Raw genomic sequence first — 17,741 nt, 5'->3', positions numbered from 1 at the left:
TCGAACGGATGAAGATTGCGAGCGGAGCGTAAGCGGCGGAGGTGAACTTCAGGCCGCGCCGAAGGGCCTGACGGAGAGGTTCAGCGAGTGTTCACGCACAGTTACTCGCATACGGCTCAAATCGGATTTAGGGGACGCGCCGCGGCTGCCGGGGCCTTCCAGCGGGCCCCGGCCGCCCGCCACGGTCAGCGCCGGGTGAGGACGAACAGCGGGAGCTCCCGCCCGGCCGCGGCCTGTTCCATTCCGTAGCCGGGCCAGAAGTCCAGCACCTCCTGCCACAGCGCCGGGTACCGCTCCCCCGTCACCTCGGCCGCCAGCACCGGCACCTCCTGCCGTCGCACGTCGACCACCGCCTTGGGCTGGGCACGCAGGTTGCGCGCCCAGTCCGGGTCGCGCGGGCGGCCCCAGTTCGAGCCGATCAGCACGAACTCGTCGCCGTGGGGGAAGTACAGCAGGTTCACCGTGCGCGGCTGCCCGCTCTTGCGCCCGACGGTCGTCAGCCGCATCGAGGGCAGCCCGGCCATGCCCAGCAGCGACAACCGCCCGCCCGAGACCCGGTGGAGCCGCTTGTCGATCCAGGGCACGGCCTTCGCCGTGCGCATGAACCATCGTTGGGAGGCCAGCCAGCGGCCGAGGCGAGTCAGCGGTTGCACAGTCCTATTCGATCATTTCGTCCCGCACTGCCTCGGCGAGGGACACCCCGAAGCGGTTCTGGGCGTCGGTCCACCACCGCTGCACCGCGAACCCGCTCTCGGCGAGCTCGGCCGCCACCCCGGCCGCCCGGAACTTCGCCGAGATCTCCGTGCGGATGTACTCGCCCTCGGCGAAGTGCACCGTCATGCCGGCGCCGGGGATCCGCACGGTCACGTCCTCGCGGGCCCGCAGCCGCATCTCGATCCACTCGTTCGCGGCGTCCCAGTACGACTCGTGTGTGAACCGGTCCAGGTCGAAGTCGGCACCGAGCAGCTCGTTGACCACGCGCAGCATGTTCAGGTCGAACTGCGCGGTGACCCCGGCCGCATCGTCGTAGGCGCGCACCAGCGTCTCGGGGTCCTTCACCAGGTCGGTGCCCAGCAGCAGCCACTCCCCCTCGGTGAGCACGTCGCGCACCGAGCGCAGGAACTTGAGCCGGTCGGCGGGCAGGAGGTTGCCGATCGTGCCGCCGAGGAAGGCCACGATCCGCGGCGGCTCGCCGGGCAGCAGGCCGAGGTGCTCGGTGAAGTCGCCGACGACCCCGCGCACCTCCAGCCCCGGGTAGTCCGCGCGGATCGCCGCGACCGCGTCCGCGAGCGCGGAGGCGGACACGTCCAGCGGCACGAAGGTCTGCAGCGTGCCGTGCGCGCGCAGCCCGTCGAGCAACAGGCGCGTCTTCTCGCTCGACCCCGAGCCCAGCTCGACCAGGGTCCGCGCCCCGGTCACGCGGGCGATCTCGGCCGCCTCGCGGGCGAGGGTCTCCCGTTCGGCGCGGGTCGGGTAGTACTCGGGCAGCGCCGTGATCTCCTCGAACAACTCGCTGCCGCGGGCGTCGTAGAACCACTTCGCGGGCAACCACTTCTGCGTTGCCGAGAAGCCGGACCGGACGTCCGTGCGCAGCGCTTCGGCCAGGGCTCCCGGTTCGCTGTGCACGTCGAGCTCGGGCTCGGTCATGAGAGGGCACTCCGATCAGCATCGAGGGGAACGAGTTCGGCACCGCCGTGCCGCGCGAGGACGGCGTGTCCTTCCGGCACCGGGACCCAGCCCGGTGCCGGGTCGGTGGGCTCGGAGGCGACCACGACGGCCCCCTCGCCCTGGCGGACCGACAGCGCGTGCGTCCAGGCGGTGGCCACCAGGGTTTGGCCGTCGGTGAGCAGGAAGTTCAGCCGCGAGCCGGGGGCGGCGGACTCGACCTCCGCGATCAGCCCGGCCACCGCGCCGAGTGGGTCCTCCCCCGCCCGCAGCCGCTCCAGCAGCAACGCCCACAGCACGGCCGAGTCGGTGGGCGCCTCGAGCGTGAGCAGGTCGGTGACCGGCAGCTTCCCGGCGAGCGTGGCCAGCGAGCCGGGCCAGCCGGTCACCATCCCGTTGTGGCTGAACGACCACGGCCCGTCGACGAACGGCGCGACCGCGGTCTCGGTCACCGGCATGCCGACGGTGCCGTTGCGCACCGCCGCGACGAACGCCCCGGACCGCACGGACCCGGCCAGCACGGGCGCGTCGTGGTCCGTCCACACCGGACTCGCGCGGCGGTAGCGGACCGGGGCGCCGTCGGTGTACCAGGCGAGCCCGAAGCCGTCGGCGTTCACGGTGCCGCCGCCCCGCATGTCCGCCGGCGCGTAGGACTGGTGCAGCAGCGAATGCGGCGCGCCGAACACCAGCTCGGCCGGGGCGGCCGGCGGGCCCAGGTAGGCCAGGTGCCTACACACCGGAGGCGTCCCTGGCGCAGCGGAAGCCGGCGAAGATCTGCCGCCGGATCGGGTAGTCCCAGTTGCGGAACGTGCCGCGGACCGCCGCCGCGTCGGTGCCGAACGAACCGCCGCGCAGGACCTTGTACTCGGGGCCGAAGAACACCTCGGAGTACTCCCTGTACGGGAACGCGACGAAGCCCGGGTAGCCGTGGAAGTCGCTGCTGGTCCACTCCCACACGTCGCCGATCAGCTGGTGCACGCCCAGCGCCGACGCGCCCGCCGGGTACGCCCCGGCCGCGGCCGGACTCAGGTGCGCCTGCCCGAGGTTCGCGTGCTCGGCGGTCGGCTCCTCGTCGCCCCACGGGTACCGGCGGGACCGGCCGGTGGCCGGGTCGAACCGGGCGGCCTTCTCCCATTCCCGCTCGGTGGGCAGCCGCTTGCCCGCCCACGCCGCGTACGCCTCGGCCTCGTGGAACGACACGTGCACGACGGGCTGCTCCGCGGGCACCCGCTCGTCGACGCCGAACCGCGTGCGCCACCAGCCGTCCGCCTCGCGGCGCCAGAACCGGGGCGCGCCGATGTCGTGCGCCGTGCGGTACTCCCAGCCCGCGTCGCTCCACCACCGCCGCTGGTCGTAGCCGCCGGACTCCAGGAACTCGGTGTACGCGCCGTTGGTGACCGGCGTGGTGTCGATGAAGAACGCGCCGACGCCGACCTCGTGCGCCGGGCGCTCGTTGTCCAGCGCCCACGGCTCGACGCTCGTGCCCATCAGGAACGACCCGGCCGGCACCAGGACCTCCGCGGGCAGCGGGCCGCTGCGGGCGCCCGGCGGTGCGGGGGCGTGCAGCGCGGGCTCGCCCTTGCGCAGCTGGTGAGTGGCCAGCATCGTCTCGTCGTGCTGCTGCTCGTGCTGGGTGATCATGCCGAACGCGAAGGCGGCCTCGGTGAGCCGGCTGCCCTCCAGCGGCGCCCGCTCCAGTACCTCGAACGCCTTGGCCCGCACCTCGCCCACGTACCTGCGGGCCTCGGCCGGGCCGAGCAACGGCAGCGACGGCCGGTCGGCGCGCGGGTGCCGGAACGCGTCGTACAGGTCGTCGATGTCCGGGCGCAGCGGCTCGCGGCCGCCCACGTCCCGCACCAGCCACAGCTCCTCCTGGCTGCCGATGTGGGCGAGGTCCCACACCAGCGGCGACATGAGCTTGGAGTGCTGGCGCACCAGGTCCTCGTCGGCCACCGCATCCGTGAGCGTGGTGCTGCGCCGCCGCGCCCTCGTCAGCGCCTGCGCCGCGTGCTCGCGCAGCTGCTCGCCGGTCTTCTCGCGGAAGGCGCTCGGCGCCTCGGTCAGGAAATCCGTCACGTCGATCATCCCCTCCCGGCGTGCACCAGACGCTGCACGCCTTCGCTGATCTCGTCGATCTTGTTGCCCGGCAGGCCCGTGGCCGGCAGTGCGGCACAGCCCAGGTCCGCCACTTTTCCGGCCACCGCGGCGATGTCCTGGTCCTCGAGCCCGGCGTCCGCGGCACGCTCCCACGCGCCGAGGAGGGGCTCGCACACGGCCAGTACTTCGTCCACTGTGGACGGACTTGCCAGCAGCGCATTGAGCAGCGCCACGGGGTGCAGCCAGCGGCTCACCGGCTGGGCATCGAGGTAGCGCACCTCGAGGTAGCCGTGCGGCCGCACCGGCGTGAACATCGTGGTGAGGTGGTAGGCCAGGTCCGCCTCGGTCGGCGGGCCGAGCAGCCCGGCCTCGCCGCGGCGGGCCACCCAGTCCGCGAAGGTCAGCCCGGCCGGCGCGTCCCACGGGCCGTCCTCCCGGCGGAGCAGCATCAACGGCGTGTCCATGATCCGGCTCGCCCACTCCGCGGGCGGGTCGGCGCACGCCGTGCCGGCGAAGGTGCGCGCGTGCTCGGTGTCGAGCACCGCGCGCCAGCGGGCCGAGGCGAGCCCGGTGTCCCGGCCGGCATGCCGCCGCGAGTTGGCGAACGTGGCGAGCAACGGCGGGCCGAGGGCGTGCACGGCCGCCCACCGCTGCGCAAGCCCCTCCCGTTCCCCGCTGTCCACGCAGACCTGCAGCCCCGCCGTACTGCACATCATCGTGATCCCGCCGGGCCCCATCGGCGCGAACCGGCGTTCCATGGTGGCGTAACGCTGCGTGGTCAGCAGCCGGGCGGGCGGGCGGTGGGGATCGATGCCCGTTTCGCCGAGGGCGAACCCGGCGCGGGCGAGGAGATCGGTCAGATAGGCCAGATCGGCGGAGACCACGCGCTCGAGCTCACGCAGGGATTCCTGCGGCAGCGCGGAGATCTCCACCTGGCCGCCCGGCTCGAGGGTCAGCGGGGAGCCGGCGGGCAGTGGTGTTGCGGGGCTTGCGGGAACGAGGGTGCGCGGGGCGTGCGGGCCGAGCGCACGGGCCAGATCTTCGGCTTTCAGAGGTCTTCGGGGGTCGTCGGCGTAGTGCACGGTGTACTCCACCTCCACGCCAAGGAGGCGGGGTGGCCCGTGCTTGAAGCACACCGACGCTACGTAGGCTTCGCCGGCCGCGCGGTCGGAAATGACCTTCCTGGCCACTCCCCGCGCGTTTCCGGCTTGCCCGGCGACGTGGCGAACCGCTGTCATGTCACACCTCTCCCATCAGGAGGAGCACCTGTTTTTGGACGCTACACGGGAGGTACGACAATTTCAGGTCCCGGAACCCAGCCACAGTACGTACGTACGGATTGCGTAAGAACTACCCCGGGTGACAGGATCAGGGGATGCCACGGGTCAGTCAGGATCACCTCGACGCGCGACGGCGCCAGATCCTCGACGGCTCACGCGTCTGCTTCGCCCGGTACGGGTACGAGGGTGCCACGGTCCGGCGGCTGGAGGAAGCGACCGGGCTGTCGCGTGGCGCGATCTTCCATCATTTCCGGGACAAGGAGTCCTTGTTCCTCGCCCTCGCGGAGGAGGACGCCGCGCGGATGGCGGACGTCGTCGCCGCCCAGGGTCTCGTGCAGGTGATGCGCGACCTGCTCGCGGGCGGCGGCGAGCATCCGGCGGACTGGCTCGGCACGCGGCTCGAGGTCTCGCGCAGGCTCCGCACCGACCCGGAGTTCCGTGGCCGGTGGGCGGAACGCTCGCAGCAGCTGACGCTGGCGACCCGGCAGCGGCTGCTGCGTCAGCGGGAGGTCGGCAACCTGCGTGACGACGTGGACGTGGACGTGCTCACGTCGTATCTGGAGCTGGTGCTCGAGGGGCTCGTGTCGCACCTGGCGATGGGGCTGCCGGCCGATGATCTGGGGCCGGTGCTCGATCTCGTCGAAGAAAGCGTGCGGCGGCATCGCGTTCGTGCTTCATTGGAGTCATGAACCTGCTCGACGCACATGGCGAAGCGCTGCGCGAGTTCGACCGGACGGTGCACCGGGTCGGCGGCGAGCAGTGGGACGCGCCGACGCCGTGCACGGAGTGGTCCGTGCGAGATCTGGTCAACCACCTCGTGTCCGAGCAGCTGTGGGTGCCGCACCTGCTCGCGGGCGAGACGATCGAGGAGGTCGGCGACCGCTACGACGGCGACGTGCTGGGCGACGACCCGGTCGGCGTGTGGGAGAAGGCGTCCGCCGCGGCCAGGGAGTCGTGGACGGCGCCGGGCGCGACGGACAGGCAGGTGCACCTGTCCTACGGCGAGGCGGACGCCGCCGACTACGGCTGGCAGATGACGCTCGACTTCGCGGTGCACGCCTGGGACCTGGCGACCGGGATCGGCGCGGAGCAGCCGATGGCCGACGACGTGGCCGAGGCGCTGTTGACGACGATGGGCCCGCAGGTCCAGGCGTGGCAGGGCATCGGGCTGTTCGCACCGCCGGTGCCGGTGCCGGAAAGCGCTTCCGCGCCCGACCGGCTGCTCGCCCTGGTGGGCCGGGATCCGGGCGGCCGCGCCCGGAGCTGAGCGACGAGCCCGGGGCTGGTGGGCTGGGGCTGAGCGAGCAGCCCGGGCTGGTGGGCTGGGGCTGGTGTGGTCAGGTCAGCAGCTGATCGACGAGCAGGGCCAGCAGCCTGGGCTGGCGGCCCGCGATCGGAACGGTCAGCCCAGCAGCCGACCGACAAGCTTCAGCAGCCCGCGCTGGTGGCCGAGACCTGCGAGGTCAGCCCAGCAGCTGCCCGACAAGCAGCCCCAGCCCACTCGCCCTGCCGCACGGTCAGCCCAGCAGCTGCCCGACAAGCAGCTCCAGCCGCTCACCCTGACGGCGCGGCCGCAGGCGGCGGTCGCGGTCGAGGGCGATCAGGCCATGCACGGCGCTCCAGCCGACCTCGGTGAAGGTCTCGACATCCCGCTCGCCAGCGAGCGGCTCGAACACGGCGACGAGTTCGCGGAACGCGACCCGCAGCGGGGCAGGCGCCTGGGCACGGCCGAAGGGCAGGTTCGTGGCCCGCGCGAACATCGCGTCGTAGAGCACGGGGTTCTCTTCGGCGAAGCGCACGTACGCGTGCAGCACGACCGAAAGGGCATCTCGCTCGTTCGTCGCGCCGGCGCGCGCGTCGTGCATGGCAGTCGCCAGCTCGACGAACCCTTGCAGCGCCACGGCTTCGACGATTTCGTCCTTGCCCTTGAAGTGGCTGTAGAGGACAGGCTGGCTGTACTCGATCCGCTCGGCGAGACGCCGGGTGGTGACCGCTTCCCAGCCTTCACTTTCCGCGAGCTCACGCGCGACGCGAATGATCAACTCCTGCCGCTCGGCGCGTTCCCGCTCCCGGCGCTCCTGTACCGACACGAACCGAGACTAGCAGCGCTAGGTAACCGAGCGCGAGTTCGCCAAGTGGGCCGCCGAGCGCAGGACGACGGCGGGGCGCGAGACGGCAAGCCATACGGCGACGGGCGGGCGCGAGCCACCGAGCCATACGGCGACGGCCGGGGCGCGAGGTGTCAAGACAATCGGGTTAGCACCGCTAGTGGAGCAGCGGACCGCGTTCTAGCGACGCTAGCCAACGGATCGCACCCCTCGTCGGCAACACCACACCACAGACGCCACGGGCGGGTAGACGAGGCAGCGGATGCACATCTGACGACAGAGCGAGCGAGAGGCGTTCCCGCGGCGGCAGCCCAAGCTGACAGAAGGCGCCTTAGCGACGCTAGTCACGCAGGCATCAGGCATGCTAGCGACGCTAACCTAGGCAGACAGAGAGCGGGCTAACGACGCTAGGCCAAGCAGCGACAAGGCGCATTGGCGGCGCAAGCGAAGCAGGCAGAACGTGCCTTAGGGTTACCAGCGAGGCAGACGGTCCGCTAACGGCGCTAGCCAACCGAGCAGAAACTGCGCTAGCAGCGGTAGCAAGGAGCGGGAACTCGCTGGCGACAAAGCGCTCACCTCCGCAGCTGCCCCTGGCAGACGTCCCGAAGCGCCATCGTCGCCGCGAAGCTACCCACGCCCAGGCCCCAACCGCCACGTCACGCGGCCGCCCGTCCCGCCACACCGCCCGTCCGCCACACCCCAATGCGCCAACCGCCTCCCCACACCACCCCGCCCACGGCTCCCCCGCCCACGCCTCCCCGCACCCCCACGCCTCACCACAACAACGCACCACAACCCGCCACCTAACCGCCGTGAGCGGGAACGACGTCCGCGACCCGGCGCTCCGGCCGCTATCATGGACGCCACCGCAGCCACCCTTGCAAGGAGTGACCCTTTCCCGTGCGCGACGCGCAGTCACCTGGTGACAGTACTGAGCCGGGTGGCGCACCCGGCTCCCCCGACCATCATCCCGCCGACCGACCGGCGGGGGCGCGGTGATGGACGTCCTGTTCGCCGTGCTCGGCGTCCTGTTCTTCCTCCTGCTGACGATCGGCACCGGCCTCGCCGTCGCCGCGGAGTTCTCGCTCACCGCACTCGAGCGCAGCACCGTCGAGGCCGACGTCCGCAAGGTCGGTGACCGCCGCTCCAAGACCGTCCGCAACGCGCACGCGCACCTGTCCTACCAGCTCTCCGGCGCCCAGGTCGCGATCACCCTGACCACCCTGGTCACCGGTTACCTCGCCGAACCCCTGATCGGCCGGCTGGTCCGCCCGGTGCTCACCGCCATCGGGCTCTCGGACTCCGTCGCCGACGGCGCCTCCCTGATCATCGCGCTGCTGCTGGCGACCTCGCTGTCGATGATCCTCGGCGAGATGGTGCCCAAGAACCTCGCCGTCGCGCGCCCGCTGCGGACCGCCCGCGCCGTGATGGGCTACCACTCGCGCTTCTCCGCCCTCTTCCGCTGGCTCATCACCCTCATGAACAACAGCGCGAACTGGGTCGTGCGCAAGTTCGGCGTCGAGCCGCAGGAGGAGCTGCGTTCGGCGCGTTCGCCCCAGGAGCTCGGCTCGATCGTGCGCACCAGCGCCGAAAGCGGCACGCTCGACACCTCGACCGCGGAACTGCTCGACAAGTCACTGCGCTTCGGCGGCCGCACCGCCGACGAGCTGATGACCCCGCGCGTGCAGATCGAGTCGCTCACCGTCGACGAGACCATCAACGACCTCATCGCGCTCGCCCGCCGCACCGGGTTCTCCCGCTTCCCCGTCTACCGCGAGGACCTCGACGACGTCCAGGGCGCCGTGCACGTCAAGCAGGCCTTCGTGGTCGCCGCCGGCGAACGGGAGACGGTCAAGATCGGCTCGGTGATGCGGCCGGTGCCCACGGTCCCGGAGTCGCTGCCCGGCGACGCGTTGCTGTCCCGGCTGCGCGACTCCCGGTTCCAGGTCGCGATGGTCGTCGACGAGTACGGCGGCACCGCGGGCCTGGTGACACTGGAGGACGTGGTCGAGGAGATCATCGGCGACGTCCGCGACGAGCACGACCAGGGCGAGGCGCCCGCGTCGCAGCGGCTGGACACCGACACCTGGCTGGTGTCCGGGCAGCTGCGCGCCGACGAGGTCCGCGACCTCACCGGGTTCCGCATGCCCGAGGGCGACTACGAGACGATCGCCGGGCTCGTGCTGGAGCGGCTGGGCAAGATCCCGGTGCCCGGCGACGGCATCGACGTCGAGGGCTGGCGGCTGACCGTGGTCACCATGGACCGCCACCGCATCGCCGAGCTGAGCGTGCACCGGCTCGAAGAGCCCGCCCCGGCCGGAGAGGAGGCGGCCCGGTGAACGACTGGCTCGCCATTTTCCTCGTCGTGGTCCTGCTGCTGACCAACGCGTTCTTCGTGGGCGCGGAGTTCACCCTGATCTCCTCCCGCCGCGACCGGCTGGAGGCCCTGCTCGAACAGGGCAAGACCCGGGCGCGCATCGTCATCAACGCCAGCAAGCACGTGTCGCTCATGCTCGCCGGCGCGCAGCTGGGCATCACCATCTGCTCGCTGCTGCTGGGCCGCCTCGGCGAGCCGGCGGTGGCGCACCGGCTCGGCGCGTTCTTCGACCTGCTGCACATCCCGGACGTGCTGGTGCACCCCATCTCGTTCGCGATCGCGCTGGCGTTCATCACGATCCTGCACGTGCTGATCGGCGAGATGGTGCCGAAGAACCTCGCGATCGCCGACCCGGAACGGCTCGCGCTGTGGCTGGTGCCGGTGCACGTCGGCTGGGTCAAGCTCGCCCGGCCGTTCATCTGGCTGCTGAACTTCTCCTCGAACTCGTTGCTGCGCCTGGTGAAGGTCGAGCCGAAGGACGAGCTGGAGACGGCCTACACCTCGGCGGAGCTGGCCGAGCTGCTCAGCGAGTCCCGCCGCGAAGGGCTGCTGGAGCAGTCCGAGCACGAACGGCTCAGCCAGACGTTGTCGTCGGTCGCGAAGACCGTGGCGGACGTGCTGGTGCCGCTGGACCAGCTCACCACGCTGTCCCCCGCGCCCACGGTCGGCGAGATCGAGGAAGCCGTTTCGGCGACCGGGTTCTCGCGGTACCCGCTGTGCTCGGCCGCCGGCGAGCTGATCGGCTACCTGCACGTGAAGGACGTGCTGGACCAGATCGGCGACGAGCCGGAGACGATCATCCCGGCGAGCAAGTTCCGCGCGCTCACCGACCTCGCGGTGGGCGCCCGGCTCGACGAGGCGCTGTCCGCCATGCGCAACGAGGGCACCCACCTGGCCCGCGCGCTCGACACCGACGGGCGGCCGGTCGGCGTCGTGGCGCTGGAGGACCTGGTCGAGGAGTACGTGGGCACGGTCCGCGACGGCACGCACGTGGCAGCCTGAGCCGTCATGGACGTCGTGCTGGGGCCGCAGGAGTGGATCGCGCGGGAGAGCGCGCACGCGCAACGCGTGCGGCGCTGGACGCGGCCGTACCAGGAGCGGCGCTCCCGTGGCGAGAAGCATCCGGTGCTGGACTTCCTGTTCCAGTACTACTCGTTCCGCCCGGCGCACCTCGAGCGCTGGCAACCCGGTCTCGGCGTGGTGCTGGGCGGCGACGAGGCACGCCGGTTCCTCGACCGCCCTGGCTACCTCGAGACCGAGGACGGCGTCACGCTGAATCCGGCGGCGTTCACGGAGAAGAAGGCCGAGACGGCCCGGTATTTCCGGACACTGCTGGCGAAGACGGCGAGTCGTGCGCCGCGGCTGGGCTGCTTCGGGCTGCACGAGTGGGCGATGGTGTACCGGCAGGACGCCGCCCGGGTCCGGCACAACCAGTTGCCGTTGCGGCTGGGCACCGCGGGGACCGACGCGGTCGTCGAGTCGCTCGAGATCCGGTGCGGGCACTACGACGCGTTCCGCTTCTTCACCGCCCCCGCACGCCCGCGCAATACACTGCAGCCGAGCCGGGCGAGCCAGGCGGAGCTGGAACAACCGGGCTGCCTGCACGCGAACATGGACCTCTACAAGGCTTGTTACAAACTCGACCCGTTCGTCCCGTCGGAACTGCTCGCCGACTGCTTCGAGCTCGCGGCGGATATCCGCGAACTGGATATGTGTGCCAGCCCGTACGATCTGTCGGCGCTGGGATACCGGCCGGTGCGTATCGAGTCGCCCGCCGGGCGCGCGGAATACGCCCGGAAGCAGGGGGAGTTCGCGCGCCGGGCGGCGCCCCTGCGCGACCGCCTGCTTTCGCAGTGCGACTATTTGCTTTCGCTTCACAAATAGTTCTTGATCGTTTGACGGTGACAGTGCGTTTTTCAGTTTCGTGTCACCATCACGTTTTCCTAACGCTGTACCCCTGTTAGGGTGAACGCGTTTGCCGGCTATGCACGTAGAGTTGAAGGGACTACCCGATGGGGCGTCACAGCAGGGACGACGATCCCGCTCCTCGCCTCCCTGAGCGACCGCAGGACCCCCGGCGCCCGCAGAACCGGCTGGGGCCTCCGACCCCGCTGCGCTACGGTCCCCGGTCCCAGGCGGCGGTGCTGCCCGCACAGCCTTTCGCCACGTCGATGCCCGCCGGCGCGGACGATCACACCAGGGTCCTGCCGGCGGCCGGCTCCCCCGACAACCGCACCACGACGGGCCTGCGCCGCCCGCCCAACGGCTTCCAGCCCGAGGACGACCCGGCGAACGCGCACCGCATCACCGCCGGGCTGCGCCGCCCCGACCCGGTGACGGGCACCGGCGGCTACCGCGCGGTGAGCGACGAGCGCCCGGCCGTTGAAGGCCGCTCCACGGCCGCCGGCGCCTACCCCGTGGTCGGCGACGAAGGAATCACCGCGAGCGGTGGCTTCAGCACCTTCACCGACGGCGTCGAGGACGACGAGGACCCCAGCACACCCCCGGGTGGACATGGCACCATCGGCGCGGGCCGCGCCACCTCCACCGGCGGCTTCCGCCCCGTCTGCGACGACTTCACCGGCACCGGCGGCCACCGCCCGGTCGGCGAAGGCCGCGCCACCTCCAGCGGCGGCTTCCGCGCCACGGCCACCGGCACCCACGCCTCCCTCGGCGAAAACCGCGCCACGTCGAGCGGCAGCTTCCGCGCCACCTCCACCGGCACCCACCCCCCGGTCGACGACCGCCGCGCCACCTCCACCGGCAGCTTCCGCGCCACCTCCACCGGCACCCACACCCCCGTCGGCGAAAGCCGCGCCACCTCCACCGGCGGCTTCCGGATCAAGGAGAGCCGCGCGACGGCCACCGGCAGTCACCAGCCCGTCGGCGAAGGCCGCTCGACCTCGAGCGGCGGCTTCCGCACCAGCGAGAGCCGCGCGACTTCCACCGGCAGCCACCGCCCGGTCGGCAAGTCCACGTCCACCGGCGGCTTCCGCGCGGCGGACGAGGGCCGTGCCACCTCGACCGGCAGTCACCACGCCGTCACCGACGGCCGGTCGACCGCCACCGGCACCCACCGCGCCATGGGCAAGATCGCCGGCCGCCGGCGGATCGCCAAGTGGCCCATCGTGGCCGGGGCGTTCGTCGTGCTGCTGGTGGTCGGGCTGCTCGCCTGGGGCTGGGCCAACAACGTGCTCAACAGCCGCGCCGAGGCCCAGGCCAACGCCTGCACCGACGGCAACTCGACGATGACCGTCGTCGTCACCCCGACCGCGCAGCAGCCGGTCAGTGCCGCCGCGGCGCGCTGGAACCAGGCCAACACCGTCGTGCACGCCCACTGCGTGCACATCGACGTCCGTGCCATCCCGTCGCAGCAGGTGCTCGACGCGCTCACCGGCAAGGCCGATTTGAGCACGATCGGCGGCCTCCCCGTGGCGTGGCTCCCCGAGAACTCCTACTGGGTCGACCAGCTGACGACGACGAAGCCGGGCATGGTCGGCTCTCCCGCGGAGTCCGTCGCCTCGGCGCGCTCCGCGGACTACCCGTTCCTCGGCCTCGCCGGCAACACCGTCGACGACGTGCAGGCCCGCGCGGCCCAGGTCTTCCGCGACTACCTCCGGGAACCCGCCCAGCAGGCCGACTTCACTGCGGCGGGGCTGACCGGGGGCTAGCCCTCGGCCGCCCCGCGCGACGCGGCCAGCTGCCGCAGGTACTCCCCCGTCGTGTCGTCCGCCGGGTAGAACGACTCGATCGCCAGCTCCGACAAGGTGATCTCCACCGGATGGCCGAACGTCGCGATGGTGGAGAAGAACGACAGCTCCGCCTCGCCGTGCCGCACGCGCAGCGGCACGAAGATCTCCCCACGCTCGGGATTCCCGGTCTCCGGCTGGTCGCACGGATACGCGCGGATCTCCGCCAGCAGCTCCGCGAGCCCGGGGTCGGCCGTCGTCTCGACCTGGCGCCGCAACCGGCCCAGCAGGTCCGCGCGCCACTCCCCCAGGTTCAGGACGCGTGGCGCCATGCCCTCGGGATGCAGCGCGATCCGCAGCACGTTCGCCGGGGCGGCCAGCAGCTCCGGGGCCACGCCCTCGGTCAGCACCGCGATGCTTTCGTTGCTGTCCACCAGGTTCCAGTACCGGTCGACGACGACCGCGGGGTACGGCTCGTGCCCCGCCAGCACCCGCCGCACCGCCGCACGGGCGACGGCGAGGCCGGGGTCGTCGAGCCTGCTTTCCCGGTACGCCGGGGCAAAACCGGCCGCGAGCAACAGCTGGTTGCGTTCCCGCAGCGGCACGTCGAGGTGCTCGCCGAGGCGCAATACCATGTCCCTGCTGGGGTTGGCGCGTCCGGTCTCCACGAAGCTCAGGTGCCGGGTGGAGATCTCCGCCGAGATCGACAGGTCGAGCTGGCTGATCCGGCGGCGCTCGCGCCACTGCCGGATCAGCTCGCCCACAGGGCGCTGGATGGTCGTCACGGGCACGACGCTACGAGCACCACCGCGGCCACGCCATTACCTCCGGCGTAATCGACACGCCGCAGCTCGCCGGGCCAGAGTTGCCCTCGTCAGCTTCCGTTCGAGCACAAGGAGAAACACGATGACCGAGTTCACCGCCGTCGCGCACCGCTACCTCGACACGTGGAACGAGACCGACCCGGCGAAGCGCCGCGGCCTGATCGAGGAGGTGTTCGCCGGGGACGCCACCTACACCGACCCGCTCGGCGCGGTCGCCGGGCACGAGGGGCTCGACGGGTTCATCGGCGGAGCCCAGCAGCAGTTCGCGGGCCTGCGGTTCGACCTGGGCGGCAGCGTCGACGGCCACCACGACATCGCGCGGTTCAGCTGGTACCTCGGACCCGAGGGCGCGCCCGAACCGCTCGCGATCGGGTTCGACGTGGTCCGCGTCGAGGACGGGAAAATCAAGCAGGTACTGGGTTTTCTGGACAAGATGCCCGGCTGAGCCCGAACGGGACCCGGACACGCCGCGGTGTCCGGGTCCTCCCCACTCTGTCCATGCCCGTGCGGGCGCCTGAGAGGTTCACCCGGACGTTGAATCGGGCTTGCACCGTCGGCGGGGTCACCGGGTTGTGGCCTGGACCCACTTTCCAGAGGCGTCTCGTCCGCGCGGTCCGGGGGCCTGAGAGGTTCCGGGGAGGACTTGCTCCTTCGGCGCCGGACCCGGGTTGGGGTTCGGACTCTCCCGCGCGGCTTCGGCGACTGCGGTGATCATCCTACGCGACGGTAACCACGGCCGGGGGTCCGGGGGCTTGCGCCCGGCGGGGTCTGGGGTTCGACCCCAGAAGGTACGCGGAGCGAGTCGCGTTCGCGCGTTCGGCGAACACGGCCGGCCCACTCGCGTCACCTCAGCCCGTGCGGCGGGCGTTGCGTCGCTGGCTCAGCTCGTCCGGCACGACCGCCTCGACCTCGCCGCCGTCGGCGCGCTCGGCCGGGAACTCGTGGATGGTGCCGCTGATCTCCTGCATCGGGACCTTCACGGCGATGCCGAACACGCCCTGGCCGCCCTGCAGCAGATCCACGATCTCCTCGGGCGAGGTGCATTCGTAGACCGTCGTGCCGTCCGACACCAGGGTCACCTTCGCCAGGTCCGCGACGCCGCGGGCGCGCAGGTGGTCGACGGCCACTCTGATGTTCTGCAGCGAGACGCCCGTGTCCAGTAAACGCTTCACGATCTTCAGCGCGAGGATGTCCTTGAAGGAGTACAGGCGCTGGGAACCCGAGCCGTGCGCGGTGCGGATGCTCGGGGCGACGAGCTTCGTGCGAGCCCAGTAGTCGAGCTGCCGGTAGGTGATGCCGGCGATCTGGCAGGCCGCGGGCCCCCGGTAACCGACCAGCTCATCAGGCAGTGACGAGTCAGGGAACAGTTCGCCCTGCTCTCCGTCGACCGCCTTGATCGGCCTCTCGTCGACCACGCAAGCCTCCCCTCGCCCGGCCGGGGCGGCCGGTCGAAACAAGCACCGGGGCTCCGGGAACGGAACCCCTGCCGGTGGAACCGCGCGTGTGCCCCGGACGGGGAGAATCACACCTTGGCGATTTACCGCCTTCGACGGTAAGCGTGGTGGCCCCGCTGGTCAACGCGACGCGCGGCGGCCGGGAGCAGTTCTTCGGCCTTCTTCCGGACCGACCAGGTTTACCTAAACATGGGAGTTATTACTCATCCGGATAACGGAGAGGATCGGGTCGGGCTGCGGCAGTGCGCCCAGGACGGCCCGTACCCGGGCCGCCGGGATCTTCCCGGCGCCGGGCGGCCTGACCGGGAAAGCTCGCTTACGTGTCGGCGCCGCGGAAGTCTTCGGGCGAGACGGAGTCGAGGAACTCGCGGAACTTCTCGACCTCGTCCTCCTGCTCGTCGGGGATGATCAGCCCGGCTTCCTCGAGCACGGAGTCGACCGCGTGGATCGGCACCCCGACACGCAGCGCCAGCGCCACCGAGTCGCTCGGCCGGGCGGAGACCCGCACATTGCCGTCGAAGACCAGTTCCGCGAAGAACGTGCCCTCGCGCAGGTCGGTGATCACGACCTGCTCCAGCTCGCGCCCGAGCGCCGCGATGACCTCTTTGAGCAGGTCGTGAGTCAGCGGCCGGGCGGGCCGGACACCCTGTTGCTCCAGCGCGATGGCGGTGGCCTCCACGGATCCGATCCAGATCGGGAGGTACCGCTCGCCCTCCGTCTCCCGCAGCAGCAAGATCGGCTGATTCGCGGGCAGCTCGACCCGCACGCCGACGACGCGCATCTCGCTCATCGGACTTCGCCTCCCTCTCCTGTGCGCGGGCTGCAGCGCCGATCCGACGATCCCGCGTCGACGTTTCCGACGCTACCCGTCCGCTGGACGCTGTGCTCGCTTGTTTCCCATGTTGACTGGCGCACGTTCGATGTCGGGCAACCCATAACCAACCGTACGGCATCCCGGGCGATAGGCAGAGTCATGAAACTGTGTCATTACCGACCGGAGCCTGGGAGGGGGCCGCCTCAACCGCCGGTCACACCCCGGATGCCGGCCTTGACCAGCAGCGTGTGCAGGGTGACCGACAACGCCGCCAGCTCCCGCACCATCTCGTCCGCGCGGGCCTTCGCGTCGGCGTCCCGGTGCCGGTACACCGGCGTCACGATCTGCTCCAGCAGCCCGACCTCGCGGTCGGCGGAGGCGCGGAACGCGCGCAGGTGCCGCGGTTCGATGCCGAACTCCGTCATCGCCTTGACCGTGCGCGCGACCAGCACCGCATCCGGGTCGTAGAACCCCGCCGCGCCCGGCCGGAGGAGCCCGTACTGCTCGAGCTCGGCCAGCGTCGGGGCGTCGATGCCGGTTTCGGCCAGCAGCTCCTCCTGGGTGAGCCGGACCTCGCGACCGGGCGCGAAGTCCTCGGCCGCGGGCAGCCCGTCACCGGTGCGCGAGGAGAGCGAGACGAGCTTGCGGGGAAGCCGGGTGCCGGTCACCTCGGGCCCGCCCGCGCCGCCGTCCGCGGCGTCGAGCTGCTCCTTGATCACCTTCAGCGGCAGGTAGTGGTCCCGCTGGGCGGACAGCACGAACCGCAGGCGCTCGACGTCCGCCGGGGCGAACTGGCGGTAGCCCGACGGCGTGCGCCCTGGCTGTACCAGCCCCTCCGACTCGAGGAACCTGATCTTGGAGATGGTGACGTCGGGGAAGTCTGCGCGCAGCTGCGCCAGAACGGCCCCGATGCTCAACCCATCGCGCTGTGGCCGCCCGGCAGCCGTCACTGTGCCCCCTGGCCCCCGTGCCCCGGGCCGGTCAGGAAGACCAGGCGGAACTTGCCGATCTGCACCTCGTCGCCGCCGGCGAGGACGGCCTGGTCCACCGGCTCGCGGTTGACATAGGTGCCGTTCAGGCTGCCCACGTCGATCACCACGAACTCGCCGCCCTCACGCCGGAACTCCGCGTGCCGACGGGAGACCGTGACGTCGTCAAGGAAGATGTCACTGTCCGGGTGCCGCCCCGCGCTGGTGGTGTCGCGGTCCAGCAGGAACCGCGAGCCCGCGTTGGGGCCCCGCTTGACGACCAACAGTGCCGAGCCGGACGGCAGCGCGTCGACACCGGCGACCGAGGGCTCGGGCGCCGGCGGCTCGTGGCCCTCCGCGTCCGCCAGGAAGTCGGCCCGGAAGACCGAAGTCCGCTCCGGAGACTGCTCCGGGGGAACACCGGGTCCGTCGTTCGTGCTCACCTGAGCTCTCCTCACCACTGAA

Annotated in this window: 18 protein-coding genes and 1 riboswitch; of the genes, 7 read left to right on the top strand and 11 right to left on the bottom strand. The window is 71.4% G+C overall.

Annotation, left to right across the window (positions count from 1 at the left end; all coding sequences use genetic code 11):
• Positions 1–185: 185 nt before the first annotated feature.
• The 5 genes from LWP59_RS15005 to LWP59_RS14985 are packed head-to-tail and all read right to left on the bottom strand — an operon-like array spanning position 186 to position 5,000.
• Positions 186–602 (bottom strand): nitroreductase family deazaflavin-dependent oxidoreductase, encoded by a 417-nt coding sequence (locus LWP59_RS15005; RefSeq protein ID WP_144645655.1) that lies wholly within the window; start codon positions 600–602, stop codon positions 186–188.
• A gap of 55 nt (positions 603–657) precedes the next feature.
• The gene (egtD, locus tag LWP59_RS15000) at positions 658–1,647 is read right to left on the bottom strand and encodes an L-histidine N(alpha)-methyltransferase (RefSeq protein ID WP_144645649.1); all 990 of its coding nucleotides are present in this window, start codon (positions 1,645–1,647) and stop codon (positions 658–660) included.
• A complete protein-coding gene (gene egtC / locus LWP59_RS14995; RefSeq protein ID WP_144645651.1) occupies positions 1,644–2,402 on the bottom strand; it encodes an ergothioneine biosynthesis protein EgtC in 759 nt (252 codons plus the stop codon). Before egtC ends, egtD begins: the two co-directional genes overlap by 4 nt.
• On the bottom strand, positions 2,395–3,750 hold the full coding sequence (egtB, locus tag LWP59_RS14990; RefSeq protein WP_144645653.1) for an ergothioneine biosynthesis protein EgtB: 1,356 nt from the start codon (positions 3,748–3,750) through the stop codon (positions 2,395–2,397). The genes egtC and egtB overlap by 8 nt, the downstream gene beginning before the upstream one ends.
• Positions 3,747–5,000 (bottom strand): glutamate-cysteine ligase family protein, encoded by a 1,254-nt coding sequence (locus LWP59_RS14985; RefSeq protein ID WP_191334795.1) that lies wholly within the window; start codon positions 4,998–5,000, stop codon positions 3,747–3,749. The genes egtB and LWP59_RS14985 overlap by 4 nt, the downstream gene beginning before the upstream one ends.
• 137 nt (positions 5,001–5,137) lie before the next feature.
• Here LWP59_RS14985 and LWP59_RS14980 point away from each other — a divergent pair, with 137 nt between their 5' ends.
• Both LWP59_RS14980 and LWP59_RS14975 read left to right on the top strand, forming a co-directional pair.
• Positions 5,138–5,731 (top strand): TetR/AcrR family transcriptional regulator, encoded by a 594-nt coding sequence (locus LWP59_RS14980; RefSeq protein ID WP_144646337.1) that lies wholly within the window; start codon positions 5,138–5,140, stop codon positions 5,729–5,731.
• The gene (locus LWP59_RS14975) at positions 5,728–6,309 is read left to right on the top strand and encodes a TIGR03086 family metal-binding protein (RefSeq protein WP_144646339.1); all 582 of its coding nucleotides are present in this window, start codon (positions 5,728–5,730) and stop codon (positions 6,307–6,309) included. Before LWP59_RS14980 ends, LWP59_RS14975 begins: the two co-directional genes overlap by 4 nt.
• A 250-nt stretch (positions 6,310–6,559) precedes the next feature.
• On the opposite strand, the gene LWP59_RS14970 is transcribed toward LWP59_RS14975, so the two are convergent.
• Complete coding sequence (locus LWP59_RS14970) at positions 6,560–7,132, bottom strand: TetR/AcrR family transcriptional regulator (protein ID WP_144646341.1); 573 nt, start codon at positions 7,130–7,132, stop codon at positions 6,560–6,562.
• 1,016 nt (positions 7,133–8,148) lie between these two features.
• Here LWP59_RS14970 and LWP59_RS14965 point away from each other — a divergent pair.
• The 4 genes from LWP59_RS14965 to LWP59_RS14950 all read left to right on the top strand — a co-directional run bounded on the left by LWP59_RS14965 (position 8,149) and on the right by LWP59_RS14950 (position 13,198).
• The gene (locus LWP59_RS14965; protein WP_186383641.1) at positions 8,149–9,489 is read left to right on the top strand and encodes a hemolysin family protein; all 1,341 of its coding nucleotides are present in this window, start codon (positions 8,149–8,151) and stop codon (positions 9,487–9,489) included.
• Positions 9,486–10,529 carry a hemolysin family protein gene (locus LWP59_RS14960; protein WP_144645956.1) on the top strand — a complete coding sequence of 348 codons (1,044 nt, stop codon included), beginning with the start codon at positions 9,486–9,488 and terminating at the stop codon, positions 10,527–10,529. Before LWP59_RS14965 ends, LWP59_RS14960 begins: the two co-directional genes overlap by 4 nt.
• 6 nt (positions 10,530–10,535) lie before the next feature.
• Positions 10,536–11,411 carry a 3-methyladenine DNA glycosylase gene (locus LWP59_RS14955; RefSeq protein ID WP_144645954.1) on the top strand — a complete coding sequence of 292 codons (876 nt, stop codon included), beginning with the start codon at positions 10,536–10,538 and terminating at the stop codon, positions 11,409–11,411.
• A 128-nt stretch (positions 11,412–11,539) separates the two neighbouring features.
• Complete coding sequence (locus tag LWP59_RS14950; RefSeq protein WP_229857427.1) at positions 11,540–13,198, top strand: hypothetical protein; 1,659 nt, start codon at positions 11,540–11,542, stop codon at positions 13,196–13,198.
• On the opposite strand, the gene LWP59_RS14945 is transcribed toward LWP59_RS14950, so the two are convergent.
• Entirely contained in the window at positions 13,195–14,007 is an 813-nt protein-coding gene (locus tag LWP59_RS14945; protein WP_373299423.1) for a helix-turn-helix domain-containing protein, read from the bottom strand. The genes LWP59_RS14950 and LWP59_RS14945 overlap by 4 nt on opposite strands.
• A 115-nt stretch (positions 14,008–14,122) precedes the next feature.
• On the opposite strand from LWP59_RS14945, the gene LWP59_RS14940 reads away from it, so the two are divergent.
• Positions 14,123–14,485, top strand: coding sequence for a nuclear transport factor 2 family protein (locus LWP59_RS14940; RefSeq protein ID WP_144645950.1), 363 nt, complete (start codon positions 14,123–14,125; stop codon positions 14,483–14,485).
• 155 nt (positions 14,486–14,640) lie between these two features.
• A riboswitch (glycine riboswitch) is annotated at positions 14,641–14,738 on the bottom strand.
• A 150-nt stretch (positions 14,739–14,888) separates the two neighbouring features.
• On the opposite strand, the gene LWP59_RS14935 is transcribed toward LWP59_RS14940, so the two are convergent.
• The 4 genes from LWP59_RS14935 to garA form a co-directional block, all read right to left on the bottom strand.
• Positions 14,889–15,455, bottom strand: a complete 567-nt coding sequence (locus LWP59_RS14935; RefSeq protein ID WP_144645948.1) for a MerR family transcriptional regulator — start codon at positions 15,453–15,455, stop codon at positions 14,889–14,891.
• Between the two features lie 355 nt (positions 15,456–15,810).
• On the bottom strand, positions 15,811–16,284 hold the full coding sequence (locus tag LWP59_RS14930; protein WP_144645946.1) for a bifunctional nuclease family protein: 474 nt from the start codon (positions 16,282–16,284) through the stop codon (positions 15,811–15,813).
• Positions 16,285–16,511: 227 nt separating this feature from the next.
• A complete protein-coding gene (ftsR, locus tag LWP59_RS14925; protein WP_186383640.1) occupies positions 16,512–17,258 on the bottom strand; it encodes a transcriptional regulator FtsR in 747 nt (248 codons plus the stop codon).
• Positions 17,255–17,719 carry a glycogen accumulation regulator GarA gene (garA, locus tag LWP59_RS14920; RefSeq protein WP_144645942.1) on the bottom strand — a complete coding sequence of 155 codons (465 nt, stop codon included), beginning with the start codon at positions 17,717–17,719 and terminating at the stop codon, positions 17,255–17,257. The genes ftsR and garA overlap by 4 nt, the downstream gene beginning before the upstream one ends.
• Between the last annotated feature and the right edge of the window lie 22 nt (positions 17,720–17,741).

Source organism: Amycolatopsis acidiphila, from assembly GCF_021391495.1.
GTDB lineage: Bacteria > Actinomycetota > Actinomycetes > Mycobacteriales > Pseudonocardiaceae > Amycolatopsis_E > Amycolatopsis_E acidiphila.
The sequence above is the reverse complement of the archived record's forward strand: the minus strand, read 5'-3'. Positions and strand labels throughout refer to the sequence as shown.